The sequence below is a fragment of the Delftia sp. WY8 genome, assembly GCF_018437695.1.
GTDB classification, from domain to species: Bacteria; Pseudomonadota; Gammaproteobacteria; order Burkholderiales; family Burkholderiaceae_C; genus Comamonas; species Comamonas tsuruhatensis.
The window spans coordinates 2,688,581-2,713,905 of sequence record NZ_CP049795.1; the positions used below are offsets into that span (position 1 = coordinate 2,688,581).

Consider the following 25,325-nt stretch of genomic DNA (forward strand, 5'->3'; position numbering starts at 1 on the left):
GGTGTCCGCCTCAGGCGGCCTTCTTGCCCTGTTGTTCGGCGGCCTTGGCCAGCTCGGCCAGCACTTCGTCGGCATGGGCCTTGGGCGCCATGGGGAAGCCCAGGCGCGCACGGCTGTCCATATAGGCCTTGGCCACGGCGCGGGCCAGGTTGCGGATGCGGCCGATGTAGGCGGCACGCTCCGTCACGCTGATGGCGCCGCGCGCATCGAGCAGGTTGAAGGTGTGGGCGGCCTTGAGCACCTGCTCGTAGGCCGGCAGCGCCAGCTGTTCGCCGATCAGGTGGTTGGCCTGCTTTTCGTGGGCGCTGAAGGCGGTGAACAGGAAGTCGGCGTCCGAGTGCTCGAAGTTGTAGGTGGACTGCTCCACCTCGTTCTGGTGGTAGACGTCGCCGTAGCTCAGGCCGTCGGTCCAGGTCAGGTTGTAGACGTTGTCCACGCCCTGCAGGTACATGGCCAGGCGCTCCAGGCCATAGGTGATCTCGCCGGTGGCGGGCTTGCAGTCGATGCCGCCGACCTGCTGGAAGTAGGTGAACTGGGTCACCTCCATGCCGTTGAGCCAGACTTCCCAGCCCAGGCCCCAGGCGCCCAGCGTGGGGTTTTCCCAGTCGTCCTCGACAAAGCGGATGTCGTTCTTCTTGAGATCGAAGCCCAGGGCCTCGAGCGAGCCCAGGTACAGCTCCAGGATGTTGTCGGGCGCGGGCTTGAGCACGACCTGGAACTGGTAGTAGTGCTGCAGGCGGTTGGGGTTGTCGCCGTAGCGGCCGTCCTTGGGGCGGCGGCTGGGCTGCACGTAGGCGGCCTTCCAGGGCTCGGGGCCCAGGGCGCGCAGGAAGGTGGCGGTATGCGAGGTGCCCGCGCCCACTTCCATGTCATAGGGCTGGAGCAGCGCGCAGCCCTGGTCGGCCCAGTAGGACTGCAGCTTGAGGATGATTTGTTGGAAAGTGAGCATGACTTGTTTCAGGCGTCGCACGCAGGCCGGGGCCGCGCCGGTGAATGAGAGGCGGCTCGCGCCGCGCAAACGACGATTTTAAGGCGCCGCCCGGCCCTGCGCCGTGGCGCGGGCCTGCGGCCCCACGGCAGACGCTCCACAGGGCGATCTGCATCAAAAAACGGAGCAGGCGACACATGCCGGCAAAGGCCGTGGCGCGCGAAGCCCCGAAAGCCCGCCTTGCACGACGCATCCGGATCATTTTTTGACAATTCACCGGGGCAGCGGCCGGTGGCCGTTCGCCACGCCGCCATGCACGCCGCCTAGAATGGCCCATTGACCTTTTTTGTCGTGGACCACCACCGCCCCGGAGCCTGCCATGAACCTGATGAACATCATCACCAAGCAACTGATAGAGATCATCGAGTGGACCGATGACTCGCGCGACACGCTCTCCTACCGCTGGCCCGACGACGACAAGGAAATCAAGAACGGCGCCCAGCTCATCGTGCGCGAGTCGCAGCAGGTGCAGTTCGTCTCGGCCGGCCAGTACGCCGACCTGTTCAGCCCCGGCAAGCACACGCTGACCACGCAGAACATTCCCATCCTGTCCACCATCCAGGGCTGGAAGTACGGCTTCAACTCGCCGTTCAAGTGCGATGTCTACTTCATCAACACGCGGCTGTTCACGGGCAACAAGTGGGGCACCTCCAACCCCGTGATGGTGCGCGACCAGGACTTCGGCGCCGTGCGCCTGCGCGCCTTCGGCACCTATGACTTCCGCATCGTCGAGCCGGCCAAGTTCCTCAAGGAAGTGGCGGGCACGGACCAGAACTTCCGCATCGACGAGTTCGCCGACACCATGCGCTCGCGCATCATCAGCGTGTTCACCGAGTCGCTGGCCAAGGCCCGGGTGCCCGTGCTGGACGTGGCCCAGCGCTATGGCGAGCTGGGCGATGCGCTGCTGCCGCTGATCAACCCGGCCATGACGGACAAGTACGGCCTGGAGATCACCAGCTTCGTGCTGGAGAACGTGTCCGTGCCGCCCGAGGTGGAGCAGGCCATCGACAAGCGCTCCAGCATGACGGCCATCGGCAACCTCAACGACTACGTCAAGTACCAGATGGGCCAGACCATGACCACGGGCGGCGAAGGCGCTGCCGCAGCCACCCTGCCCGCCACCATGGCCATGGGCTTCGGCATGGCGCAGGAGATGATGAAGAGCATGCAAAACGGCGGCGGCGCCGGCGGCGCACCGGCCGGCCAGGCCTCCGACCCGTTCTCGCCTGCCGCCGCCCAGGCAGCCCAGGCGCCGGCAGCGCCCGCCGCCGGTGGCCTGCAGGTGCTGACCCCGGCGCAGGCGGCCCAGGTGCTGGGTGTGAGCGAGGCCGATGTGCTGGCCGAGATCCAGGCCGGCAACCTCAAGGCGCGCCAGATCGGCAGCCAGTGGCGCATTGCGCAAGCCGCACTCGATGAGTTCCTGCGCGGCTGACATTTCCGTGGTTTGACCCCTTGCGGCGCCAGGCCCTGCCTGGCGCCGCGTCCCGTTTTCCAGGACCGATGCCGTGAGCGCGCCCTCCTCCAGTTCCTCCAGCACCTCGACTTCCCCCGCCTCCGGTTCCTGGGAGGCCGCTGCCGCCGCGCCGGCCATGGTGCGCAAGCACCCCTGCCCCGAATGCGGCGCCAACCTCGAATGGAATGCCCAGGCCCAGGCGCTCAAGTGCCCGTACTGCGGCACCACGGTGCCCTGGAGCGAGGAAACGCGCGAGGAACTGGGCCGCGATGTGGTCGAGCAGGACCTGGCCGAGGCGCTGCGCAACCCCAAGTCCGGCCGGGGCTGGGGCACGGAGGACCGCTACGAGGTCCAGTGCCAGAACTGCCGTGCGATCTCGGTCTTCGTGAACCGCACCGTGGCCCAGCGCTGCGACTTCTGCGGCTCGCCCTCCATCGTGGCCCACGAGGGCCAGGGCGATGCCATCACGCCGCAGAGCATCCTGCCCTTCAAGATCAGCGACGGCCAGATCCGCGACCGCATACGCCAGTGGTACGGCAGCCGCTGGTTCGCGCCCAACCGCCTGAAATCCGCCGCGCTGACCGACACGCTGCACGGCGTCTACCTGCCCTACTGGACCTTCGACGCCCACGCCAGCGCCGACTGGCAGGCCGAGGCGGGCTTCTACTACTACACCACCGAGTCCTACCGCGACAGCAACGGCAACGTGCAGACGCGCCAGGTGCGCCATGTGCGCTGGGAGCCGGCCTCGGGCAGCCTCGCCCATTTCTTCGACGACGAGCTGGTGCCCGGCACCGTGGGCGTGCACGCCAACCTGCTGCGCCAGGTGGAGCCCTTCCCCACCACCACCGACCTCAAGCCCTACACGCCCGAGTTCGTGCGCGGCTGGACGGTGGAGCGCTACCAGATCGACCTGGGCAAGGCCGCCCAGGTCAACGTGCAGGACATGGACGAGCAGCTGCGCGCCCTGTGCGCGCGCCAGGTGCCCGGCGACACCTACCGCAACCTGCAGATGCAGCGCGAGTACCAGGGCCGCACCTTCAAGCACATCCTCGTGCCGGTCTGGCTGGTGGGCTACACCTACGGCAGCAGGACCTTTCAGATCATCGCCAACGGCTACACGGGCCAGATCGCGGGCGAGCGCCCCTACAGCGCCCTCAAGATCACGCTGGCCGTGCTGGCCACGATCATGGTGCTGGCGCTGCTGTGGGTGATGTTCGGACAGTAGGCCAGCTGCCGCTCACCACGCGCTCCAGACCTCTTCGGCAAGCCCGAAGGCGGTGCTCGCGCCGGAACCTCCGGTGACCGCCACCACGCGCGTGGCCTCGTCGGGCGCATGCACCACGCAGGGCGCGTCCTGCGCACTCGGGTAGACGCCAACCCAGCGCTCTACCACCTGCGCATCGCGCAGGTGCAGGGCCTCGTTCATATGGCGCAGCATCAGCCGGTCCACGGCTTCGCTGGCAAAGGGCGGGGGCGCTGCGCCGTAGTGGTGGGAGTCGCCCACCACCAGGCTGCCGTCGGCGCTTTGCACGGCGATCAGGTGGATGCCGTGGGCCAGGCTCTCGCCCTCCTCCCGCTCCAGCTCGGCGCGCAGCGCGGCGGCTTCGGGCAGGGCGCTGTAGCCCTCGTATCTGACCATGCTCAGGTCCCCCATGACCGAGCCCTTGAGCTGCAAGCCCGGCTGCGGCCGCACGCGCAGCATCTGCAGCTGGCACAGCTGGATGCGGTGCGGCGCCCACAGGCCGGCGAACAGGCCACCCGGGTCGGCGTTGTTGCAGACCACCACGCGTTCGCCGTGGTAGCTGGCGCGGGCGCTGCGCACCCGGGGTGCCGCCACCTCGAGCACGGCCTCGCCAAAGCGGAAATCCACGCCCATGGCCTGCTCCAGCCACTGCGCCAACCTGGCAATGGCTGTGCGCGACTCCACGCGCAGCTCATGCGGGCTGTAGAGCACGGCGCTGAGGTCTTCGGTGCGCAGTGCCGGGTGGCGTTCGGCGGCCTGGGCCGGCGTGAGCAGCTCGCAGCGCTCGCCCATGGAGGTGCTCAGAAAGGCGTGGAGCACGGCCTCGGCGCTGGCCCGGCGCGCCGTCAGCCACAGCCCGCGGTGCACGACCTCGATGCCGGCCTGCGGCGCGATCTCGGCCCAGGTATCGCGCGAACGCATGGCCCGCTGCCAGTGGGCGCCCGCCTGCTGCCCCGTGACAGTGACAAAGCCGAAATTGCGGATGGAGGCGGAGATGCAGGCCGCGTCGCGCTCGATGACGAGCACGCTGCGGCCACGGCGCGCAGCCGCATAGGCGTGGGCCAGGCCGACAATGCCGGCCCCCACCACGATCAGGTCGTAGTTCTTCATGGGAGAAAACAGAGGAGAGGGAAAGGAAAAAAGTCAGCGCTGGCGCCAGCGCTGCGTGCGCCGCTGCACCCAGGCATCCAGCGCCGCGATCAGCAGCCGGCCCGCAGCGGCCGTGGCAAAGATCAGCGTGGCCATGGCGGCGGCCGGCGCGGTGTCGCCCGCGTCGTCCATGGCCAGCACGGCCACCGAGGCCAGCGTGGTCTCGGGCGAGTACAGGAACACCACGGCCGACACCGTGGTCATGGCGTTGACGAAGAAATAGCCGGCCACCTGCATGACCACGGGCAGGCATACCGGCAGGTGCACGCGCCACAGCAGCGTCCAGAAGGCCACCCCCATGGAATCGGCCACGCGCTCGTACTCGGCATCGAGCTGCTGCAGCGCGGCCAGTTGCGTGATGTGCGCCACCGAGAAGAAATGCGCCACCGAACACAGCACCAGGATGGCCATGCTGCCGTACAGGAAGTGCAGCGGATTGCCCTGGGCATTGAAGAACAGGATGTAGCCCAGGCCCAGCGCCAGCCCCGGCACGGCCATGGGCAGCGTGGCCACGGCATGCAGCCACTGGCGCGTGCGCGCCCAGCGTACGGGCTTGGCCACCAGGTAGGCGGTCACAAAGCTCAGCACCGCGCCCAGCACGGCCGTGGCCAGCGCCATGGACAGCGAGTTGCCATAGCTGGCCCAGCCGCCGCCGTCCATCATGTCGAAGCGGTAGTTCTTGAATGTCAGCGTGAGGTTGTACGGCCAGTAGCTGACCAGGGAGGCCAGCACGGCCGTGCCCATGACGGCCAGCAGCGCCAGCGCCACCAGCGCGCAGTAGGCGAACAGCGCGCGGTCCAGCGGCGCATGGGGCTGGGGCACCAGCGGCACGGAGCGCACGCCCATGGTGGCCGCCTGGCGCGCACGCAAATGGCGCTCGGCCGCAAAGGCCAGGCCGGCCGGCACCAGCAGCAGCATGGCCACCACCGCACCCATGGACAGGTTTTGCTGGCCGATGACCTGCTTGTAGATGTCGGTGGCCAGCATGGCCGTGTTGCCGCCAATGACCTTGGGCACGCCGAAGTCGGTCACCACGAGCACGAAAACCACGATCCACGAAATCATCAGCCCGTAGCGGCTGGCCGGCAGCGTGACCTGGCGGAAGCTGCGCCAGCGGCTGGCGCCCAGCGTGGCGGCCGCCTCGTACAGGCGCGCATCGCCCGAGGCCAGCGTGGTGCACAGAATCATCAGCGCATGCGGAAAGGTCCAGAGCACCGAGCCCACGATGATGCCGAAGGGCCCGTAGGCCGAGCCCCCCTGCAGCCAGCCCTTGAGCAGGCCCTGGCTGCCGAACAGGTAGATCAGGCTGATGGCCATGAGCAGCGAGGGCGCCAGCAGCGGCACCAGGGCCAGCGCGCGGAACCAGCGCGCCAGCGGCATGCAGCTGCGCACCACGCCATAGGCGTAGGCATAGGCCAGCAGCACGCAGACCGTGCTGCTCACGGCCGACAGCCACAGGCTGTTGAACAGCGATTGCGCCACGCCCGGCATGCGCGCATAGGTGATGAACTGGGCCAGACCCGTGAAGCGGCCCGTGTCGTCCCAGAAACTCCTGCCCAGCAGGCTGGCCACCGGCAGGGCGATGGTGGCCAGCAGCCAGGCCAGTGCGCCCAGCACCAGGGCGCCCAGCCACCAGCGCTCCCAGCCTGCGCTGCGCCCCTGCGGACGCACGGGTCCTGCAGGCGCGCTGCGGCGGGCGCAAGCGGAGCGGTCCACCGGCACCGGCACGGAAACGGCCGTGTCCATGGGATGCGCGCTCATGCGGCCTTCCTCGCGTCGGGCGCCGCCAACGGCTGCAGCGCAGCGGCGGGCAGTTCCATCAGCACCTCGCCCTGCAGCCAGTCGGGCAGGCCCACGTCATGGCGCAGGGGCCACTGGGCGTCAACCTGGCATTGCAGCGTGGGGCTGTACAGGCGCACCAGGGCCATCGATCCGAGGAAGGAGGTCTCCACCACGCGGGCGCGCAACAGGTTGGGCAACGCCGTGGGCTGGGCCGGGTGCAGCACCACGCTTTCCGGACGCACGCCGACCAGCAGCGCGTCGCCACGCTCGAAGCCGGCCAGCGCACAGCGCAGGCTGGCTTCGCCGATGCGCACCTGGTCCGCCCCCTCGGCCGTGGCCGGCAGCAGGTTCATGCGGCCCACGAAACCGGCCGCGAACTGGCTCACGGGCTGGGCATAGAGCTGCTCGGGCGAACCCTGCTGCTCGATGCGGCCCTGGTGCATGAGCACCACGCGGTCGGCCATGGACAAGGCCTCTTCCTGGTCGTGCGTGACCATGATGGAGGCGATGCCCAGCTGGCGCTGCAGCTGGCGGATCTCGCTGCGCAGCTCGGTGCGCACCTGGGCATCGAGCGCGGACAGCGGCTCGTCGAGCAGCAGCAGGCGCGGCCGGGGCGCCAGCGCGCGGGCCAGTGCCACGCGCTGCTGCTGGCCGCCCGACAGCTGGGCCGGGTAGCGCTGGGCCTGCGCGCCCAGACCCACCAGGGACAACATCTCGGCCACGCGCTCGCGCGCCTGCGCCGCAGGCTGCCCGTTCAGCCCGAAGGCCACGTTCTGCGCGGCCGTCAGGTTGGGAAACAGCGCATAGCTCTGGAACACCACGCCGAAGCCACGGCGCGCGGCCGGCCAGCGCGTGATGTCATCGCCCTGGAACAGCACCCTGCCCTCGTCAGGCATGTCGATGCCGCAGACGATGCGCAGCAGCGTGGTCTTGCCGCAGCCCGAAGGGCCGAGCAGGCTGACGAACTCGCCCGCCTCCACGTTCAGGTCAATGCCGCGCAGCACCTGCTGCTCGCGGTAGCGCTTGGCGATATGGTCTATGCGCAGCATGGCGTGGCTCCGGCTTACTTTTTCTCTGCCTTGGCTTCGTAGCGGCGGCTCCACTCGGCCAGGATGCGCTCGCGGTTGGCCGCGGCCCAATCGAAGTCGTTCTTCGCCAGCCGCTTTTCGAGGTCGGCAGGAATGAACTCCAGCTTTTCCTGCGCCTCGGGCAAGGCCAGCACGGCGAAGTTGGCGGCGTAGAGCTTGTTGGCCTCGGGCGTGACGGCCCAGTCGGCCAGGGCCTTGGCGGCTTCCTGCTTCTTGCTGGTCTTGAGGATGGCCGTGGCCTCCACATCCCAGCCCAGGCCTTCCCGGGGGAAAACGATGTCGATGGGCGCACCGTCCTTCTTGGTCTTGCTGGCTCGGTATTCGAAGCTCAGGCCCACGGGAAACTCCCCGGCCCCTGCCTGGCGGCAGGGCTTGGAGCCGCTGTGCGTGTACACGCCCATGTTCTGGTGCAGGCCGTCCATGTAGGCCCAGCCCTTGTCCTCGCCCATGATCTGCAGCCAGGCCGCGACCATCAGGTAGCCCGTGCCGCTGGAGGCCGGGTGGGGCATGGTGATCGTGCCCTTGAACTCGGGCCTGACCAGGTCGGCCCAGCTGGCGGGCACCGGCAGCTTGCGCTTGCCGGCCTCCACGGTGTTGAAGCAGATGGCCGAGGACCACAGGTCCATGCCCACCCAGGTTGGCTGGGCGCGCGGATCGCGCATGTTGGCTCGCACCTTGTCCAGGCCCTTGGGCGCGTAGGGCTGGAGCATGCCCTGCTTGTCCAGCAGCATCAGCGAGGTGGCGGCCACGCCCCAGATCACGTCGGCCTGGGGATTGGCCTTCTCGGCCAGCAGGCGGGCCGTGATGATGCCCGTGCTGTCGCGCACGAACTTGAGTTCGATCTCGGGATGGGCCTTCTCGAAGCCGCTCTTGTAGGCCTTGATCTGGTCGGCCTCCAGCGCGCTGTAGACCAGCAGCTCGGTCTTGGCCGCGTGGGCCAGGGAGGCGAAGGAGGCGACGGTCAGCGCCGCAGAGGCAATGGCGAGGCGGCGGCCCAGGGAGGCAAGGGTGTGGCGCATGGCGTGTCAGTTCCGTTGTGGGTTCGTGGACAGGCGGCAGGGTCGCCACCTCTGACACCCACTTTAGGAAGCGCAGGTGAAACGCCCGTGTCACACAACGGAAATTTCGCGAAGCGGGTATTGGCGGATTTGGGTGCCCTCCGCCCCCTAGGCGCCCCCCGCCCCGCCCCCACCCTCTTCAGCGGCGCAGCTTTACCCTGCCCGGGCGCTCAGCCTGGGCCGTCTGCGGCTGCAGTGCATCCAGCAGCCGGTCCTGCAGGCGCGCGCGGTGTGCCAGGTTCTCATCCAGCCGCGCGGCCAGCGCGTCGATGTGATCGCGCATCAGTTGCTCGGCGCGCGCCATGTCGCCGGCGGCCAGCGCATCGACGATGGCCTCATGGTCGGCATTGGAGTGCTGGGCCTCGGTCTGCGACTGGTACAGCGCAGACACCAGGGTGGTGCGCGCCGACAGGTCGGCCATCATGGCCGTGAGAAAGCGGTTGCCCAGTTGCTCGGCCAGGCAGACATGGAAGTCGGCCAGCAGCACGCTGCGCTGGCCGGCGTTGTCGGCCTCGGCGATGGCGCCGCGCTCCTGGGCCACATGCTCGCGCAGCGTGCGTATGGCCGCCTGCAGCGGCCGGCCCGCGTCGCGCAGCATGCCGGACTCCAGCACGCGGCGCGCGGCATAGGTTTCCTGGGCTTCCTCGAACGAGGGCTCGACCACGTACCAGCCCTGGCGCGAGCGCACCTCGACGAAGCCGCGCGCCTGCAGCTGCATCAGCGCCTCGCGCACCATGGTGCGGCTCACACCGAAGACCTCGGCCAGCTCCTTTTCGCCCAGGCGTTCGCCAGGGCGCAGCTTGCGCTCGACGATGGAGCGCATGACGCGCTCGGCGATCAAGGCCGGCCCGGTGGCCGGCGCATCCTGCGGCTCGGACATGGCGGCCTCCTCAGGCTGCGGCCGGAATGCGGCGCGGGCGCAGCGTGGCCATCACCCAGTACACGCTGCCGCCGATCAGCACGCCGAAGAACCAGCCGTAGGTGCCCCACCAGACCGGCAGCAGGCTGGTGAAGTTGGGCAGGATGGTGGAGAACACGCTGCCGATGCCGGTGGCAATGAGCGCGTTGACGTTCCAGCCGCCCTCGTAGCGGTACTCGCCATGCTCGTCATACAGCGCCGCCACGTTGATGTTGCCCTTGGCCACCAGGTAGTAGTCCACCAGGATGATGCCCAGCAGCGGCCCCATGGTGGCGCCGATGGCGTTCACGAAGTGGGCAGCGCCGCCCTCCCATGGTGCAAAGGGGTAGAGAGCCAGGGCGATCAGTGCGGCGATGTATCCGCCGCGCTTGAAGTCGATGCGCTTGGGAAACACGTTGGAAATATCGAAGGCCGCCGAGACGAAGTTGGCCACCACGTTGATGCCCAGCGTGGCCACGGCAAAGGTGACGGCGGCCAGCAGGGCCAGCACCCAACTGTCGAACTTGGCCGAGATCTGCTCGGGGTGCAGCAGCACCTCGCCATAGACCTTGAAGGCCGCAATCGTGGTGATGCCGGCCACCAGCGAGAACGCGATCAGGTTCACGGGCAGGCCCCAGAGGTTGCCCTTGGCGACCGCTTCCTTGTTCTTCGCATAGCGCGAGAAATCGCAGAAGTTCAGGTACAGCGCCGCAAAGTAGGTGATCCAGGTCGCGCCCACGGCCATCAGCGCCCAGAAGCTGCCCGGCGCGCCGCTCACCCCCGCATCCTTGGTCTTGTCCAGCAGCACATCCATGGGAATGCCGTGGTCGAAGCTGAAGCCGCCGGCCTTCACGCACAGGCCGATGGCCAGCACCAGCATGGCGATCCACACGGCAGGCCCGGCCCAGTCCTGGAATCGCCGCACGGTCTCCATGCCCCTTTGGATGATCAGCAGCTGCAAGGCCCAGATGACCACGTAGCAGATCACCTCCAGACCCGAATGGCCCAGCCAGTGCGTGGTCTGGTGGAAGGATAGCAACGCCTCATTGCGCACCAGCAGCGCCACCATGGCGCCCGAGGCCGCCGCCGTCTGCGCCCCGTACCAGAAGCAGGCCACGATGGCTCGCACCAGGGCAGCCAGATTCGCGCCCCATACCCCGAAGGACGCACGCGCCAGCACCGGATAGGGCACGCCGGTCTTCTCGCCCGCATAGCCCACCAGGTTCATCAGAAAAAAGATGACCAGGGAGCTGATGCCGATGGCGATCAGAAAATTGACGAAGCTGCCGCACAGCAGAAACAGGCTGGCCGCCAGGTAGTAGCCCCAGAGGCTATGCACGTCCGAAGTCCAGACGTTGAAGATGCTGAAGGCGCCCCAGCGGCGGTCCCTGGTGGGCGCCAGATCTTCGTTGTAGAGACCTGGCGAGGGGTTGCGGATGTCCATTGATGCGCTCCTTGACCACGAGTAATCACTGACACAAGACCAGCCGAAACCCATGATCAGCTGGCACACAAACTGGCACGCAAACTGGTATGCAAGAAGTGTGCCTTTGGGCGCAGGAGTTTTTTCCCGGGACATACCCGGCCACCGCAGGCCTTCGGGCTGCGGCGACATGGTGAAATATGGAGCCGGACCTCCCCTCCCTCCAACCCCGCCATGTTCGTCACGCAGCTCAAGTCCTTTTTCTGGGTCGCCCGCCTTGGCAGCATCACGCAAGCCGCGCGCCAGCTCGCACTGAGCCAGCCCACCGTGACCACCCAGATCCGCGCGCTGGAAGAGCACTACGGCGTGGAGCTGTTCCATCGCCAGGGCGGACGGCTGTCCATCACCGATGCCGGCTTGCGCCTGCTGCCCCAGGTCGAGCAATTGCTGCTGCAGACCATTCAGCTGGAGTCGGCGCTGCGCCATTCGGGCGATGCCAGCCAGGGCCAGCTGCGCATAGGCGCGACGGCGCCCTACTACGTGCTGGACATTGTCAAGCGCTACCAACGGCGCTTCGAGCGGGTGGAAGTGGCCATCGTGGGCGGCAACTCGCGCCAGATGGTGCAGGCGCTGGTGGACTACCAGGTGGACCTGGCGACCTCGTCACACCTGGAGAGCGATTCGCGCCTGCTGCGCGTGGAGTTGGGCCAGGACCCGCTGGCCCTGCTGGTGCACCGCAGCCACCGGCTGGCGCAGCGCACCATGGTGCAGGCGTCCGATCTGGTGCACGACACGCTGATCCTGCGCGAGCGCGGCTCCATGACGCGCCAGCTCACCGAACAGATGCTGGCCGCCGCCGGCCTGGCACCGCGCCACATCATGGAAATCGCCAGCCGCGAAGCCATCCGCGAGGCCGTGATCCGCGACATGGGCATCAGCGTCTTCGCCCGGCATGAAGCCTCGGCCCACCCCGACATCGTCGTCCTGCCCTTTGCAGGCCCCGTGCCGCGCCTGCCCGAATACCTGTACTGCCTGCGCGAACGCCGCCAGGCCCGGCTGATCGCCGGCTTTCTGGAGGAAGCCGTGCCGGGCGGGGTGCTGCCGGACCAGATGTGAACCGGCTCAGGCCAGCTCGGCATCCGCCAGCAGCGGCTGCTTGAGGTCCTTGTCCGACAGCGACATCTCCACATTGAGCTGCGGCCATTGCACGCCGATGGCAGGGTCATCCCAGGCAATGCCGCGATCGGCCTGGGGCGCGTAGAAGGCCGTGGCCTTGTAGAGGAAGTCGGCGCTGTCGCTGAGCACCATGAAGCCGTGGGCAAAGCCTGGGGGCACCCACAGCTGGCGGTGGTTGTCTTCCGTCAGCTCGGCGCCCACCCATTGGCCGAAGGTCGGCGAGCCCTTGCGGATGTCCACGGCCACGTCGAACACGGCGCCGCGCACCACGCGCACGAGCTTGCCCTGGGCATGGGGCGGCAGCTGGTAGTGCAGGCCGCGCAGCACGCCTTTCTTGCTGCGGCTGTGGTTGTCCTGCACGAACTGGTGGTCCGTGCCCGTGGCCTGGTTGAAGGCCTGCTGGTTGAAGCTTTCGAGGAAGAAGCCGCGATCGTCACCAAACACCTTGGGCTCGATCAGCATCACCTCGGGGATGGCCAGGGGTGTTGCCTTCATGCGTGCACCTTTTCCTTGAGGATCTGCAGCAGGTACTGGCCGTAGCCATTCTTGGCCAAGGCCTGGCCCAGCGTCTCGAGCTGGGCGCGATCTATCCAGCCCTGGCGGAAGGCGATCTCCTCGGGGCAGGAAACCTTCAGGCCCTGGCGCTGCTGCAAGGTGGCGATGAACTGGCCGGCTTCCAGCAGGCTGTCGTGCGTGCCCGTGTCCAGCCAGGCATAGCCACGGCCCATGAGTTCCACATTGAGCTGGCCCTTGTCCAGGTACAAGCGGTTGAGGTCGGTGATTTCCAGCTCGCCGCGCGCCGAGGGCTTGATGGACTTGGCCAGCTCAACGACCTGGTTGTCGTAGAAATACAGGCCCGTGACCGCGTAGTTGCTCCTGGGCTGCTTGGGCTTTTCCTCCAGGGAAAGAACCCGGCCCTGGGCGTCGAACTCGGCCACGCCATAGCGCTCGGGGTCCTGCACGTGGTAGGCAAACACCGTGGCGCCCTCGCTGCGCGCGTCAGCGCGTTCGAGCAGGCGGGGGAAGTCGTGTCCGTAGTAGATGTTGTCACCCAGCACCAGGGCGCTGGGGGCGCCGGCCAGGAAGTCTTCGGCGATCAAAAAGGCCTGGGCCAGGCCATCCGGGCTGGGCTGGACTGCATATTCGAGCTTCAGGCCCCATTGCGAACCGTCGCCCAGCAATTGCTCGAAGCGCGGCGTATCCTGCGGGGTGCTGATCACGAGGATCTCGCGGATGCCCGCGAGCATGAGAGCGCTCAGCGGGTAGTAGATCATGGGCTTGTCGTAGACCGGCAGCAGCTGCTTGCTGATGGCCAGCGTGGCCGGGTGCAGGCGGGTGCCGGAGCCGCCCGCGAGGATGATGCCTTTGCGTGTCTGGTTCATGTCCTGGATCCTGGGGTTCTGCTGAAGCGCGCAGCCGCGCTCAGATGATTTCCTGCAGCATGCGGTCCACGCCTGCCTGCCAGTGGGGCAGGCGCAGGCCGAAGGTCTGCTGCAGCCGGTCGGTGTTCAGGCGGGAATTGTGCGGACGCTGCGCCGGGGTGGGAAAGGCGCTGGTGGGCACGGCAGCTATGCGCTGCACCTTCCAGGGCCGGTCGGGCGCGAGTTCGCGGGCGCGGGCGATCACGTGGCTGGCATAGGCATGCCAGGTGGTCTCGCCACCGGCCACCAGGTGGTACAGGCCCTGGTCGCCAGGTTGGCGCTGCAGCTGGCGAATGGCATGGGCCGTGACGTCGGCGATGAGGTCCGCGCCCGTCGGTGCGCCCCATTGGTCGTCGATCACGCTCAGTGCTTCACGCTCCTGGGCCAGGCGCAGCATGGTCTTGGCGAAGTTGCCGCCGCGCGCCGCATAGACCCAGCTGGTGCGAAAGATCAGGTGGCGGCAGCCCGAAGCCTGGATCAGCTGCTCGCCTTCGAGCTTGCTGCCGCCATAGACGGACAGCGGCGCCGTGGCCTCGGTCTCCGTGCGCGCAGCGCTGCCGCTGCCGTCGAAGACGTAGTCCGTGCTGTAGTGCACCAGCAGCGCGCCGGTCTGCGCCGCCTCGCGGGCCAGCACCTGGGGAGCCAGCGCATTGAGCAGCCGCGCCTGTTCCGGCTCGCTTTCGGCCTTGTCCACGGCCGTGTGGGCGGCGGCATTGACGATGACATCGGGACGCAGAGCGCGCACGGTCCGTGCGAGTTCATCGAGGCGAGAGAGATCGCCGCACAGGCCCTGGCCACCGGCGTCGCCCTGGCGCTCCAGCGCAATCAACTCGCCCAGCGGCGCCAGGCTGCGCTGCAGCTCCCAGCCCACCTGTCCATTGCGGCCCAGCAGCAGCAGCTTCATGCGCCGGCTCCCTCCGTGTACTGGCGGCTGACCCATTCGCGGTAGGCGCCGGACTGCACATCGGCCACCCACTCGGGATTGTCCAGGTACCACTGCACGGTCTTGCGGATGCCGGTCTCGAAGGTCTCCGCGGGCTTCCAGCCCAGTTCGCGCTCGAGCTTGCGCGCGTCGATGGCATAGCGCCGGTCGTGACCGGGGCGGTCCTTCACATAGGTGATCTGGGCAGCGTAGCTGGTGCCATCGGCCTTGGGGCGCAGCTCGTCGAGCAGCGCGCAGACGGTGTTCACGATCTCGACGTTGGGCTTTTCGTTCCAGCCGCCCACGTTGTAGGTCTCGCCCAGCCTGCCGGCCTCCAGCACGCGGCGGATGGCGCTGCAATGGTCGCGCACATAGAGCCAGTCGCGCACCTGCATGCCATCGCCATAGATGGGCAAAGGCTTGCCGGCCAGGGCGTTGACGATCATCAGGGGGATCAGCTTCTCGGGGAAATGCAGCGGGCCGTAGTTGTTGCTGCAGTTGGTGGTCAGCACGGGCAGGCCGTAGGTGTGATGCCAGGCGCGCACCAGGTGGTCGCTGGCGGCCTTGCTGGCCGAGTACGGGCTGTTGGGCTCGTAGTTATGGTCTTCGGTGAAGGCCGGTGCCGCTGGCGCCAGGCTGCCATAGACCTCGTCGGTGGAGACATGCAGGAAGCGGAAGGCCGCCCTGGCCTCGGCATCCAGCGCGCTCCAGTAGCCGCGCACGGCCTCGAGCAGGCGGAAGGTGCCGACCACGTTGGTCTGGATGAAGTCCTCGGGGCCGTGGATGGAACGGTCCACATGGCTTTCGGCCGCGAAGTTGACCACGGCGCGCGGCTGGTGCTCGGCCAGCAGGCGGGCCAGGACTTCGCCATCGCCGATGTCGGCCTGCACGAAGACATGGCGCGCATCGCCCTGCAGGCTCTCCAGGCTCTTGAGGTTGCCCGCGTAGGTGAGCTTGTCCACGTTGAGCACCGGCTCATCGCCGGCAGCCAGCCAGTCCAGCACGAAATTGGCGCCGATGAAGCCGGCGCCGCCTGTGACAAGAATCATGGTTCAACCTTGCAAAATTTCATTGTTCTTGGTTCGGGGTTCAGGCAGCAGCCTGCCGTGCTGCCTCCCGCGCGACCTGGGCATTGTCGGCGTTCACCAGTGAAAAAGCCCGCAGGAGGCGGGCTTTTTCCTTCAGGACACGCCTTTTACACACCAGGGCGTATTCACTGGCCCTGCCAGCGGCGCAGCACCAGCGAGGCGTTCGTGCCACCGAAGCCGAAGCTGTTGGACAGCACGGTGTTCAGCTGGGCATCGCGTGTGCGCGTGACCAGGGGCATGTCGTTCAGCGCGGGATCGGGCGTGTCCACGTTGACCGAACCCGCGATGAAGCCCTTGTTCATCATGATCATGCAGTAGATGGCTTCCTGCACGCCGGTGGCGCCCAGCGAGTGGCCGGTCAGCGACTTGGTGGAGGAGAACGGCGGCACCTGGTCGCCGAACAGCGCGCGCATGGCGCGCACTTCCTGCATGTCGCCCACGGGCGTGGAGGTGCCGTGGGTGTTGATGTAGTCCACGCCGCCTTCGAGGCCTTCAAGGGCCTGCTGCATGCAGGCGATGGCGCCGTCGCCCGAGGGCGCGACCATGTCCTCGCCATCGCTGGTGGCGCCAAAGCCCACGACTTCGGCCAGGATGTTCGCACCCCGGGCCTGGGCGTGCTCCAGGCTTTCCAGCACCACCGCGCCGCCGCCACCTGCGATCACGAAACCGTCGCGGTGGGCGTCATAGGCGCGCGAAGCCTTTTCGGGCTGGTCGTTGTACTTGCTGGACATGGCCCCCATGCCGTCGAACAGCAGTGCCATGCCCCAGGACAGCTCTTCGCCGCCGCCGGCAAACATCACGTCCTGCATGCCCCAGGCGATCTGCTGCGCCGCTGCGCCGATGCAGTGCGCCGAGGTGGAGCAGGCCGAGGTGATGGAGTAGTTGATGCCCTTGACCTTGAAGTTGGTCGCCAGGCAGGCGGACACCGTGGAGCTCATGCAGCGCGTGACCTGGTAGGGCCCGACGCGGCGAATGCCCTTTTCGCGCAGCGTGTCGGCCGCCTCGATCTGGTTGGCCGGCGATCCGCCGCCCGAGCCCATGATCAGGCCGGTACGCGGATGGCTGACCTGCTCGGGAGCCAGGCCGGCCTGGGCGATGGCATCTTCCAGCGCGATCTGCGCATAGGCAGCGGCATCGCCCATGAAGCGCAGCTGCTTGCGATCGATACGTGCCTCGACGTCGATCTCCGGCACACCGGCCACCTGGCTGCGCATGCCCAGTTCGGTGAACTTCGGCATGGCCTTGATGCCAGTGCGCCCCTCGCGCAGCGAGGTCTCCACGGTATCGAGGTCGTTGCCGATGCACGAGACAATGCCCGCGCCGGTGATGACTACGCGACGTTTGGTCATGCTGCCGTTCCCTGGCCTTCACCCTCGCGCAGGAACAGGCCCACGCGCAGGTCATTGGCGACGTAGATTTCCTTGCCATCGGCCAGCAGGCGTGCATCGCCGATGGCCATGTTGAGCTTGCGCTTGATCACGCGCTTGATGTCGATTTCGTAGGTCACGAGCTTGACGTCAGGACCCACTTCGCCCGTGAACTTGACTTCGCCGGCGCCCAGCGCACGGCCCCGGCCGGGAAGGCGCAGCCAGGTCAGGTAAAAGCCGATCAGTTGCCACATGGCGTCCAGACCCAGGCAGCCGGGCATGACGGGGTCGCCCCGGAAATGGCAGTCGAAGAACCAGAGATCAGGCTTGATGTCGAGTTCGGCGACGATCTTGCCCAGGCCGTGGGCGCCACCATCCGTGTCGATGTGCGTGATGCGGTCGAACATCAGCATGGGAGGCAGTGGCAGACGCCCGCTGTCTGCGGAAAACAGCTTGCCTTCGCCCGAAGCGATCAGTTGCTCATACGAAAAAGAATCGGCCATTGTCTAACTTGCTCCACGGCGGCACTGACGCCACCTCTATCTCTGAATGGGTGCGGCCCGCAGCGGACCATGCAGCCGCGCATTATCGGGGCTGAACGTTGCCAGACTGCAACAAAACCCCGAGGCCGCATCAAAACTCTGCCACAAAAGCCACGCCGACCCAGGTCGCGGGACTTGGCTACAGCCCCTGAACCGAGGCCCTGCGGCGGCCGATCCAGGCCACCAGCAGCACCGCCGCAGCAGCGGCGCACAGCGGGACCAGACCTGCTGCATTCACCCAGCGCGCAAACGGTGTCAAGGCCTCGCGGCCCTGCACACTGGCCTCAAGCACCGCGCGCTCGTAAGGCACCAGCGCGTGCGTCACCATGCCCCGGTGGTCGATGGCCACCGTGGCGCCGGTATTGGTGGCGCGCAGCATGGGGCGCTCGAACTCCAGCGCCCGCATGCGGCTGATGGCCAGATGCTGGTCGATCGCCACGCTGTCGCCAAACCAGCCGATGTTGCTGAAATTCACCAGCACCGTGGGCGCCGTCGCTGCATTGCCGAAATGTGCACCCAGCTCTTCGCCAAACAAATCCTCGTAGCAGATGTTGGGTGACAGCCGCTCGCCAGCCCAGGCCATGGAAGGCTGGCCCAGCGCGCCGCGGTTGAAGTCGCCCAGCGGTATGTTCATCATCTGCGTGAACCAGCGAAACAGCGGCGGGATGAACTCCCCGAAGGGCACCAGATGGTGCTTGTCGTATTGGTAGTCCTGGATCTGGCCAGGCTGCCAGCCCACGACCGAGTTCGTATAGCCGGCCTCTTCCGAGCCCAGCGGAATGCCCAGCAGCGCCGCCTGCCGGCCTCCCTTCTTCAGATATGGTTCGCGCAGCAGGTCCAGGTATTCCTCGGGCAACTGCTGGGGCAGCAGGGGCACGGCCGTCTCGGGTGCGACCACCAGCTGCGCCGTGGCCGCGCGCAGCTCCCGCCCGTACCAGCCCAGGGCCAGCGGAATGCCGCTGCCGGCCTCGAACTTCTCATCCTGCGGGATATTGCCCTGCAGCATGGCCACGCTCAGCGCTGGCCGTTCGGCCGATGGTGCATTGATGGCGGCATCGCGAAGCCACCACAGCCCGCCCCAGGCCAGAACCAGGGCCGCCACAGTGGCCGCGCACCGTGCAGGCCGAAGGGCTTGTCCGCCCCGCGAACCGGCCGCCAAGGCGGCCAGCCAATACGCCAGCCAGGACGCCACCGCCCCCGTGCCGTAGACGCCGATCCAGCGCGGCAGCACCGACAGGGGCCCTTCGACGTGGGCATAGCCCCCCGCGCCCCAGGGAAAGCCGGTCCACAGCCAGCCACGCGCCAATTCGGCCAGCAGCCAGACGGCGGCGAAAAGCAAGGCGCCGCCCGCCGTGCTGGTGGGGCGCAGCTTGTGCCAGCCCCAGGCGGCCACCGCGTAGTAGCTGCCCAGGAAGGCCGCAAGCGCCAGCACGGCGGCAACGGCCAGCGGCGCAGGCAGTCCGCCATAGACATGCATGGAGATGAACAGCCACCAGAAGGTGGCCACCAGCCAGGCGGTGGCATAGAGCATGGCCCGCCCCGCCGCCTGGGCCGGGCGCTGTGCCGTCTGCAGGGCGCGTGCCAGCACGGCCAGCGACAGAATCTGCAGCCACCACAGCGGGCGGCCATAGCCGCCGACCAGGCTCAGCGGCCCGTCGCCCTGGCCGCGCGCCCAGGGCCAGGCCAGCGACAGGGCCTGGGCTGCCCCCGCAAGCAGCAGCAGCACGCCCAGGGCGAGCCGGCCCATGCGCCGGCCGTCTTGCGAAAAAGCGGAAGAACTGGACAGGGGCATCGGCCAGGTACGGGAGAGATGTCGGTGGGGATAGAAAGGGGCAGCCTCAGCTGCGCAGCAGACTGTCGGCTGCGGGATCGCGCACCACCTTGAACCAGCGCACGGCGCCGCCCTTGGTGTGCAGCACGGTGAATTCCAGGCCGGCCAGATGGATCTGCTCGCCGCGCTTGGGCACATGGCCCATTTCGTGGGCGATCAGGCCTCCGATGGTGTCGAACTCATCTTCGGGATCGCGGGCATGCAGGGCGACCTCGAAGGCTTCGTTCACATGCTCGATGGTGGTGTCGCCCGCCACGCGGTAGCTGTTGTCGGCCAGGGCGAAGATGTCGCCCTCGTCCTCGGGGATGTCGAACTCGTCCTCGATCTCGCCGACGATTTCCTCCAGCACATCCTCGATGGTCACCAGGCCTGCCACGCGGCCGAACTCGTCGATGACCACGGCCAGATGGTTGCGGTTGCCCCGGAACTCGCGCAGCAGATCATTCAGGCCCTTGCTCTCCGGCACGAAGGCGGCGGGGCGCAGCAGGGCGCGGATGTTCAGGTCCGGTGAACGCTGCAGCTTGAGCAGGTCCTTGGCCAGAAGGATGCCGATGATGTTCTCGCGCTCGCCCTGGTAGACCGGGAAACGCGAATGTGCAGTGGTGATGACCTGGTGCAGCAGTTCATCGAACGGAGCGTCGATGTTGACCAGGTCCATGCGAGGGGCTGCGACCATGACGTCGCCGGCCGTCATGTCGGCCATGCGTATCACGCGTTCGAGCATGACGCGGGACTCGGGGCCGATGACCTGGTTGTCCTCGGCGTCGGCCAGGGTCTCGATCAGCTCGTCAGGAGAGTCAGGGGCCGGGTGGATGAACTCGGCCACCTTTTGCAGGAAGCTTCGCTTGCTTTCCTTCTCGGAAGAGCGCGCAGGATGGGGGTCGGACACTGTCTTGGAGTGCAGGACGTGCGGTAGTGAAACAAGCCGCAAGGATAGCGGATTGCTCCGTCACCCCTGCATGCGCTGCGCCAATTCCCTTTGCGGCGTTTTGCGCCTATTCGCCGGCCTGGTGGCGGCCATCCTGCACGCCACGGCGGATTTCCTGCACGTCGGCCAGGAAATCCCAGAACTGCTTGGCCTGCTTCTTGAGCTGGTAGTCCACCTCGCCGATGTGCTCGGTCATCAGCGACGCCATGTGCGTGTCGATGCCGGCGGGCGGCAGCTGCAGGTAGGCCTCGGACTCGGAGCCATCGCGCTTGATGGTGGCGCCGGCCTTGCGCGCAATCTTGAGCATGGCCGTGTTCTCCGACAGCGCGTGGATGAACATCATGGACACGCCCTTGGTGCGTGCATGGATCACCGCGCGGTTGAACAGGCGCCCGCCGTAGCCGCGGCCGCGTGCCTGCTTGAGCACGGAAACGCCGAATTCGGCGCAGCTCTTGTGCTCGGGATGCGAGGCAAAGGCCAGATGCGCCATGGCGATCAGCTCGAGCCGGCGGTTGTAGATGCCGAAGATGTCGTCGCGCTCGAAATCAAGCTGCATCGCATAGCGGCGAACCTGCTCGTCGCTGGCCGCATAGCCAAAGCGCAGGTAGCGGTCGCCTTCATCGAGCTTGAGCAAATGCGCCACCACGCGTTCGCGGTGGGACGGGCCCAGCGAACGAATGGGCACCATGGACGCGGAGCGCCCATCGGGACGGTGCGGCTGGCCTGCGCTCGCACGCAACATGTCCCGGCCGGCCTGCCAGGACGCCTTCAACCAGTCTTTGGATGCATTCATGGCTCAAATATAGGTAAAAACCCGAGGTCGAGCAACGAAGATACTGCAATGCAACAAAACCGTAAGGTTTTGGCATGCAAACCAATTTCCCCTCCCTGCAACACCCGACGGCCTGGCGCCTGTCGAGCCCGAAGGCTACAAAGGCACGGCCGTGGTCACCTTGACGCGGTCCATCACGAAGCTGGTCTTGCAATCCTGCACGCTGGGATGCTTGAGCAAGGTGTCCATGACGAAGCGCGTGTAGTGCTGCATGTCGGCCACGACCACACGCATCAGATAGTCCATCTCCCCGGTCAGCGACACGCACTCCACCACTTCGGGCCAAGTCTGCACGCTGGCGCGGAACACGTCCATGGGGTTGCGCTTGCTGGTCTCGGTGTACTTCTCCAGGCGCACGTTGAGATAGGCGGTCAGCCCCAGGCCCACGGTCTCCGGCTGGACCAGGGCCACATAGCGGTCGATCACGCCGCTGTCTTCCAGGCGCTTGACCCGGCGCAGCACGGCACTGGGAGACAGGCCGACCTGCTCCCCGATGACGTCATAGGTTTCCCGGCCGTTGGCCTGCAGGCGGCGCAAAATGGCCCGATCCAGTTTGTCGATGGTGTGCGTGGCGCTCATGGCGGTGGACTCGTAAATAAGTACGGATTTTTTCAGGGTTAACCCGAATTAACCAGTTAAATTGCGATAAACAAAAGAATTCCGCAATTTTCACGCATTCCGCATTTTCCCACCAAGGGCAAACGGCAAAAAGCTGAAGCCCCTCCCGCCTACAGTGACAGCACTGATCGCAAGCCCGCAGGCCATGCCTGGGGCGCCCGAAACACTGTCCTGCACAAAAAGGCCGGAGACCCCCATGAAAGCCCCGCTGAACCTGGCCCAGTTCCCCGCTCGCGCACAGACGGCCCGGTGCGCGCAGGACATGGGCGCGTGCGGCCTCAGCGGCAGTCGGCGCTGCCTATACTGCGGGGATCGCCTCCATTTCGCTTCACGCCATGACGCCCCGCCACGACGCCACCCGCGCCATGCCACGCCATGCCCGTGCATCTGCGCCAGTACGTGCACCTGCGGCAGCCGGCCCGCAGCCGTCGGCCCGGATGGCGCGGCGCAGCCTGCTGGCGGCCCTGGCCGCCCTGCCCTGGCTGCCGGCTTCGGCACAGCCCCAGCCGCCCCCGACAGCCTCGACAGCCTTGACAGCCCCGGCGCGCGACGCGAAATCCGACGCCCTGACCCTGATCGTTCCCTATGCAGCCGGCGGCCCCCTGGACCGCACGGCGCGTCCTCTGGTCGAGGCCAGCTCCGCGAAGCTGGGGGCCATCCACATTCTTTACGTGCCGGGCGAAGGCGGCGCCAAGGGCTCGAACATGGTGGCCCAGGCCACGGCCCAGGACCGCTTGCTGCTGATGGGCGCGGCCGCCACGCACGCCGTGCTGCCCTGGCTGCAGCCCCAGCTGGGCTACGACCCGCTGCGCGACTTCCAGCCGCTGGTGCTGGTGGCGCGCATGCCCAATGTGCTGGTGATGCGCAGCGATCTGGCGCGCCAGTGGCGCATACGCACGGCGCTGGACCTGCAGCGCTTTCTTGCCAAGCACCGCCAGCCGCTGCGCTATGCCTCGGGCGGGCCGGGCAGCAGCGGGCACCTGTCGGGCGAGATGTACCAGATGCTCACGCGGCTGCCGCTGCTGCATCTGCCGTTTGGCGGAACGCAGCCGGCGCTGTCGGCCCTGCTCGACGGATCGGCCGATCTGCTGTTCGACAGCCTGGCGTCCTCGCTGCCGCACATCCGTGCAGGCCGGCTGCAGGCCCTGGCCGTGACCACGCTGGAACGCGTGCCGCTGCTGCCCGAGGTGCCCAGCCTCAACGACACGGTACCGGGCTTCAACCTCGCCAACTGGTTCGGCCTGTTCGCGCCTGCCGGCTGGCCCGCCGACCTGGCCCAGCGCCATGCCGCCGTGTTCTCGAAGGCCATGCGCAGCAGTCCGGTGCAGGAAACGCTGACCGCCATGGGCGTGCTGCCCGAAGACCTTCAGCTGCAGGAGTTCGCGCGCTTTGTGCGCTCCGAGCACAGCAAATACGGCCTGCTGGTGCAGGCCGCCCGAATCCGCCAGCTCTGAGCCGCGCAGGTGCCTTGCCTGCCCCCGGCCCGGGGCAGCAATGACAAGATCCCTGGAGAGCACCATGATGAGCACCGCAGCGACCCCCACCTCGTCCCACGCCCCCGCCCACGCCCCCGGTGTGGCACCCGTGGTCTACGGCCAGGCCGACCGCCCCCCGCGCGGCGACTACAGCCGCGCCAGCGACGACTACACCTGCGCGCAGGACTACGACGCCTACACCGAGGCCGACCACGACACCTACCGGCGCCTGTACGAACGCCAGTCCGCCCTGCTGCCGGGACTGGCCAGCCAGCACTTCATCGACGCCCTGCCCTCGCTGGGCGCCAAGGACCGCATTCCGCGCTTCGAGGAAGTCAACGAGCGCCTGCGCCGCGCCACGGGCTGGGAGATCGTCGGCGTGCCGGGCCTGATTCCCGAGGTGCCCTTCTTCTCGCTGCTGGCCAACCGCAAATTCCCGGTCACGGACTGGATCCGCAAGCCCGAGGAGTTCGAGTACATCGTCGAGCCCGATGTCTTCCATGACCTCTTCGGCCATGTGCCGCTGCTGTTCAACCCCGTCATCGCCGACTATATCCAGGCCTATGGCCAGGGCGGGCTCAAGGCCGCCGAGCTGGGCGCCTGCGAGATGCTGTCGCGACTGTACTGGTACACCATCGAGTTCGGGCTGATCCGCGAGCAGGGTGGCCTGCGCGCCTACGGCGCGGGCATTCTGAGTTCTTCGGGTGAGCTCAACTACTCGGTGCGCAGCCCCGAGCCGCAGCGCCTGCCGCTGTCGCTGGAGCGCGCCATGCGCACGCTCTACAAGATCGACACCTACCAGCACACCTACTTCGTGATCGACGACCTGCAGCAGCTGTTCGACCTCACGGCCGCCGATTTCGAGCCGCTGTACCGCCAGCTGCGCGATCAGCCGACCATCGCGGCCGATGCGCTGCTGCCCGGTGAAGTGGCCCTGCAGACTTCCGCGTCCTGAAGCCGCTCGCGCAGCTCCAGGCAAAAGCGCCAGACGCGCTCGTCGAACACCAGCTGCACATGGGCCACGTCGTCCAGGCGGTGCGCGTGCTGCCCTGGCAGCGTGGCCACGGGGAAGGGAAAGACGATGTTGTCGCAGCAGCTCCACCAGCAGCTGAAGGCCACCTCGGGCGGCGGCGGCCCCAGGCGCTGCAGCCAGGAACTGTCCTCGCGCATCTGAAGCGCCGGCAGGCCATGGGCGAAGCGCGCCATCCAGGTGCCGCGGTGCGGCGTGGCCAGGGTCACCACATGGGCAGCCAGTTGCCGACGCTCCTGCGCGGACAACCGGCCCAGCCAGGCACGCACCACCAGCCCGCCCATGCTGTGGGCCACGATCAGCGGCGCCCGCCCCGTGGCCTGGGCCATGCGGCGTGCGCAGGCATCGAGATCAGCCACCATGGCGTCGATGGATGCGCCGTGCGCCGGCTCCAGCGTCATGGCCGCGCAGGCAATGCCGCGTTCCTTGAGCCGCCGCAGCCATGGCGCCCAGACCGCGCGATTGCAGAAGAAACCGTGGACCAGCACCATGCCGACCTGGCCTGTGACCGGGCTTGCGTTTTGTCCTGCGGCCGGGTCACCTGGCCAGCCATCGGCCTCGGCATGGACCCGGAAGGGCAGGCGCCAGCCAAACACCTGCACGGCCAATGCCCACTCGGCGAGCCAGGCTGCCGCCACCGTGCGCCAGGCGGGCACGGGTGCGCCGGCCTTGCGCACCACGCGGCGCATCAACACCATCTGCAGGCCCAGATGCAGGCCCGGCCAGCACAGGCCCGGCAGCGCTCCTGCCAGCGCCAGCCCGCGCGATTCCGGCCACCACCATGCCAGCCAGGCCATGGCGCCGGCCAGCGTGCCCAGCGCCACCATTTGCAGAATGCGTGCGTTCACGGCAGCCCGCCCTCCCTGAAAAAAACGCCAACGTAGCACACAGCGGCCGCACTTTCGTAGGGACGCCGGCCCTTGCCTAGGACAACCCCGCGTAGACCGCAAAGCACCCGCCTGACCAGAATCAGCCGCAGCGGTGGCCGGCCGACCGGCGCCTGCCCCTTT

At 67.5% G+C, this 25,325-nt stretch carries 23 protein-coding genes; 5 read left to right on the top strand and 18 right to left on the bottom strand.

The annotated features are described in order from the left end of the window. Nucleotides 1-10 precede the first annotated feature (10 nt). Nucleotides 11-949 carry a glycine--tRNA ligase subunit alpha gene (gene glyQ / locus G4D77_RS12435; RefSeq protein WP_016446477.1) on the bottom strand — a complete coding sequence of 313 codons (939 nt, stop codon included), beginning with the start codon at nt 947-949 and terminating at the stop codon, nt 11-13. A gap of 358 nt (nt 950-1,307) precedes the next feature. Here glyQ and G4D77_RS12440 point away from each other — a divergent pair, with 358 nt between their 5' ends. Beyond that, entirely contained in the window at nt 1,308-2,420 is a 1,113-nt protein-coding gene (locus G4D77_RS12440) for an SPFH and helix-turn-helix domain-containing protein (protein WP_154835812.1), read from the top strand. A 73-nt stretch (nt 2,421-2,493) separates the two neighbouring features. Further along, nucleotides 2,494-3,669, top strand: coding sequence for a TFIIB-type zinc ribbon-containing protein (locus tag G4D77_RS12445; protein ID WP_034365104.1), 1,176 nt, complete (start codon nt 2,494-2,496; stop codon nt 3,667-3,669). A 12-nt stretch (nt 3,670-3,681) separates the two neighbouring features. On the opposite strand, the gene G4D77_RS12450 is transcribed toward G4D77_RS12445, so the two are convergent. The 6 genes from G4D77_RS12450 to G4D77_RS12475 all read right to left on the bottom strand — a co-directional run bounded on the left by G4D77_RS12450 (nt 3,682) and on the right by G4D77_RS12475 (nt 11,106). Beyond that, complete coding sequence (locus G4D77_RS12450) at nt 3,682-4,797, bottom strand: TIGR03364 family FAD-dependent oxidoreductase (protein WP_046985768.1); 1,116 nt, start codon at nt 4,795-4,797, stop codon at nt 3,682-3,684. Nucleotides 4,798-4,830: 33 nt separating this feature from the next. Then, nucleotides 4,831-6,597 carry a putative 2-aminoethylphosphonate ABC transporter permease subunit gene (locus G4D77_RS12455; protein ID WP_154835814.1) on the bottom strand — a complete coding sequence of 589 codons (1,767 nt, stop codon included), beginning with the start codon at nt 6,595-6,597 and terminating at the stop codon, nt 4,831-4,833. Beyond that, on the bottom strand, nt 6,594-7,667 hold the full coding sequence (locus G4D77_RS12460; protein WP_016446482.1) for an ABC transporter ATP-binding protein: 1,074 nt from the start codon (nt 7,665-7,667) through the stop codon (nt 6,594-6,596). Before G4D77_RS12460 ends, G4D77_RS12455 begins: the two co-directional genes overlap by 4 nt. A 14-nt stretch (nt 7,668-7,681) precedes the next feature. Next, nucleotides 7,682-8,725, bottom strand: a complete 1,044-nt coding sequence (locus G4D77_RS12465) for a putative 2-aminoethylphosphonate ABC transporter substrate-binding protein (protein ID WP_126311299.1) — start codon at nt 8,723-8,725, stop codon at nt 7,682-7,684. A 178-nt stretch (nt 8,726-8,903) separates the two neighbouring features. Next, a complete protein-coding gene (locus G4D77_RS12470; protein WP_213757963.1) occupies nt 8,904-9,644 on the bottom strand; it encodes a GntR family transcriptional regulator in 741 nt (246 codons plus the stop codon). A gap of 10 nt (nt 9,645-9,654) precedes the next feature. Continuing rightward, nucleotides 9,655-11,106 (bottom strand): NCS1 family nucleobase:cation symporter-1, encoded by a 1,452-nt coding sequence (locus tag G4D77_RS12475; RefSeq protein ID WP_154835816.1) that lies wholly within the window; start codon nt 11,104-11,106, stop codon nt 9,655-9,657. A gap of 213 nt (nt 11,107-11,319) precedes the next feature. Between G4D77_RS12475 and G4D77_RS12480 the strand changes: the two genes are divergently transcribed. Beyond that, nucleotides 11,320-12,201: a LysR substrate-binding domain-containing protein gene (locus tag G4D77_RS12480; protein WP_123694161.1), complete on the top strand. Its 882-nt coding sequence runs from the start codon at nt 11,320-11,322 to the stop codon at nt 12,199-12,201. 6 nt (nt 12,202-12,207) lie between these two features. On the opposite strand, the gene rfbC is transcribed toward G4D77_RS12480, so the two are convergent. The 10 genes from rfbC to G4D77_RS12530 form a co-directional block, all read right to left on the bottom strand. Then, the gene (rfbC, locus tag G4D77_RS12485; protein ID WP_154835818.1) at nt 12,208-12,756 is read right to left on the bottom strand and encodes a dTDP-4-dehydrorhamnose 3,5-epimerase; all 549 of its coding nucleotides are present in this window, start codon (nt 12,754-12,756) and stop codon (nt 12,208-12,210) included. Then, entirely contained in the window at nt 12,753-13,643 is an 891-nt protein-coding gene (gene rfbA, locus G4D77_RS12490; RefSeq protein ID WP_012203207.1) for a glucose-1-phosphate thymidylyltransferase RfbA, read from the bottom strand. The genes rfbC and rfbA overlap by 4 nt, the downstream gene beginning before the upstream one ends. A gap of 40 nt (nt 13,644-13,683) precedes the next feature. Then, nucleotides 13,684-14,586 carry a dTDP-4-dehydrorhamnose reductase gene (gene rfbD / locus G4D77_RS12495; protein WP_016446489.1) on the bottom strand — a complete coding sequence of 301 codons (903 nt, stop codon included), beginning with the start codon at nt 14,584-14,586 and terminating at the stop codon, nt 13,684-13,686. Beyond that, entirely contained in the window at nt 14,583-15,653 is a 1,071-nt protein-coding gene (gene rfbB, locus G4D77_RS12500; RefSeq protein WP_043789903.1) for a dTDP-glucose 4,6-dehydratase, read from the bottom strand. The genes rfbD and rfbB overlap by 4 nt, the downstream gene beginning before the upstream one ends. Nucleotides 15,654-15,817: 164 nt before the next feature. Beyond that, the gene (gene fabB, locus G4D77_RS12505; RefSeq protein ID WP_016446491.1) at nt 15,818-17,041 is read right to left on the bottom strand and encodes a beta-ketoacyl-ACP synthase I; all 1,224 of its coding nucleotides are present in this window, start codon (nt 17,039-17,041) and stop codon (nt 15,818-15,820) included. After that, complete coding sequence (gene fabA, locus G4D77_RS12510) at nt 17,038-17,562, bottom strand: bifunctional 3-hydroxydecanoyl-ACP dehydratase/trans-2-decenoyl-ACP isomerase (protein ID WP_016446492.1); 525 nt, start codon at nt 17,560-17,562, stop codon at nt 17,038-17,040. Before fabA ends, fabB begins: the two co-directional genes overlap by 4 nt. A 178-nt stretch (nt 17,563-17,740) precedes the next feature. Then, complete coding sequence (gene lnt, locus G4D77_RS12515; RefSeq protein WP_331655184.1) at nt 17,741-19,348, bottom strand: apolipoprotein N-acyltransferase; 1,608 nt, start codon at nt 19,346-19,348, stop codon at nt 17,741-17,743. Nucleotides 19,349-19,439: 91 nt separating this feature from the next. Continuing rightward, nucleotides 19,440-20,321, bottom strand: coding sequence for a CorC family transporter (locus tag G4D77_RS12520; RefSeq protein ID WP_016446494.1), 882 nt, complete (start codon nt 20,319-20,321; stop codon nt 19,440-19,442). A gap of 106 nt (nt 20,322-20,427) precedes the next feature. Then, the gene (locus tag G4D77_RS12525) at nt 20,428-21,153 is read right to left on the bottom strand and encodes a GNAT family N-acetyltransferase (protein ID WP_016446495.1); all 726 of its coding nucleotides are present in this window, start codon (nt 21,151-21,153) and stop codon (nt 20,428-20,430) included. A 135-nt stretch (nt 21,154-21,288) separates the two neighbouring features. Beyond that, the gene (locus G4D77_RS12530) at nt 21,289-21,771 is read right to left on the bottom strand and encodes an Lrp/AsnC family transcriptional regulator (RefSeq protein ID WP_016446496.1); all 483 of its coding nucleotides are present in this window, start codon (nt 21,769-21,771) and stop codon (nt 21,289-21,291) included. A 374-nt stretch (nt 21,772-22,145) separates the two neighbouring features. Between G4D77_RS12530 and G4D77_RS12535 the strand changes: the two genes are divergently transcribed. Further along, nucleotides 22,146-23,264: a Bug family tripartite tricarboxylate transporter substrate binding protein gene (locus G4D77_RS12535; RefSeq protein ID WP_223275136.1), complete on the top strand. Its 1,119-nt coding sequence runs from the start codon at nt 22,146-22,148 to the stop codon at nt 23,262-23,264. A 64-nt stretch (nt 23,265-23,328) separates the two neighbouring features. Beyond that, nucleotides 23,329-24,240, top strand: coding sequence for a phenylalanine 4-monooxygenase (gene phhA, locus G4D77_RS12540; RefSeq protein ID WP_016446498.1), 912 nt, complete (start codon nt 23,329-23,331; stop codon nt 24,238-24,240). Here phhA and G4D77_RS12545 read toward each other — a convergent pair. Next, nucleotides 24,174-25,163, bottom strand: a complete 990-nt coding sequence (locus G4D77_RS12545) for an esterase/lipase family protein (protein WP_154835822.1) — start codon at nt 25,161-25,163, stop codon at nt 24,174-24,176. The genes phhA and G4D77_RS12545 overlap by 67 nt on opposite strands. Between the last annotated feature and the right edge of the window lie 162 nt (nt 25,164-25,325).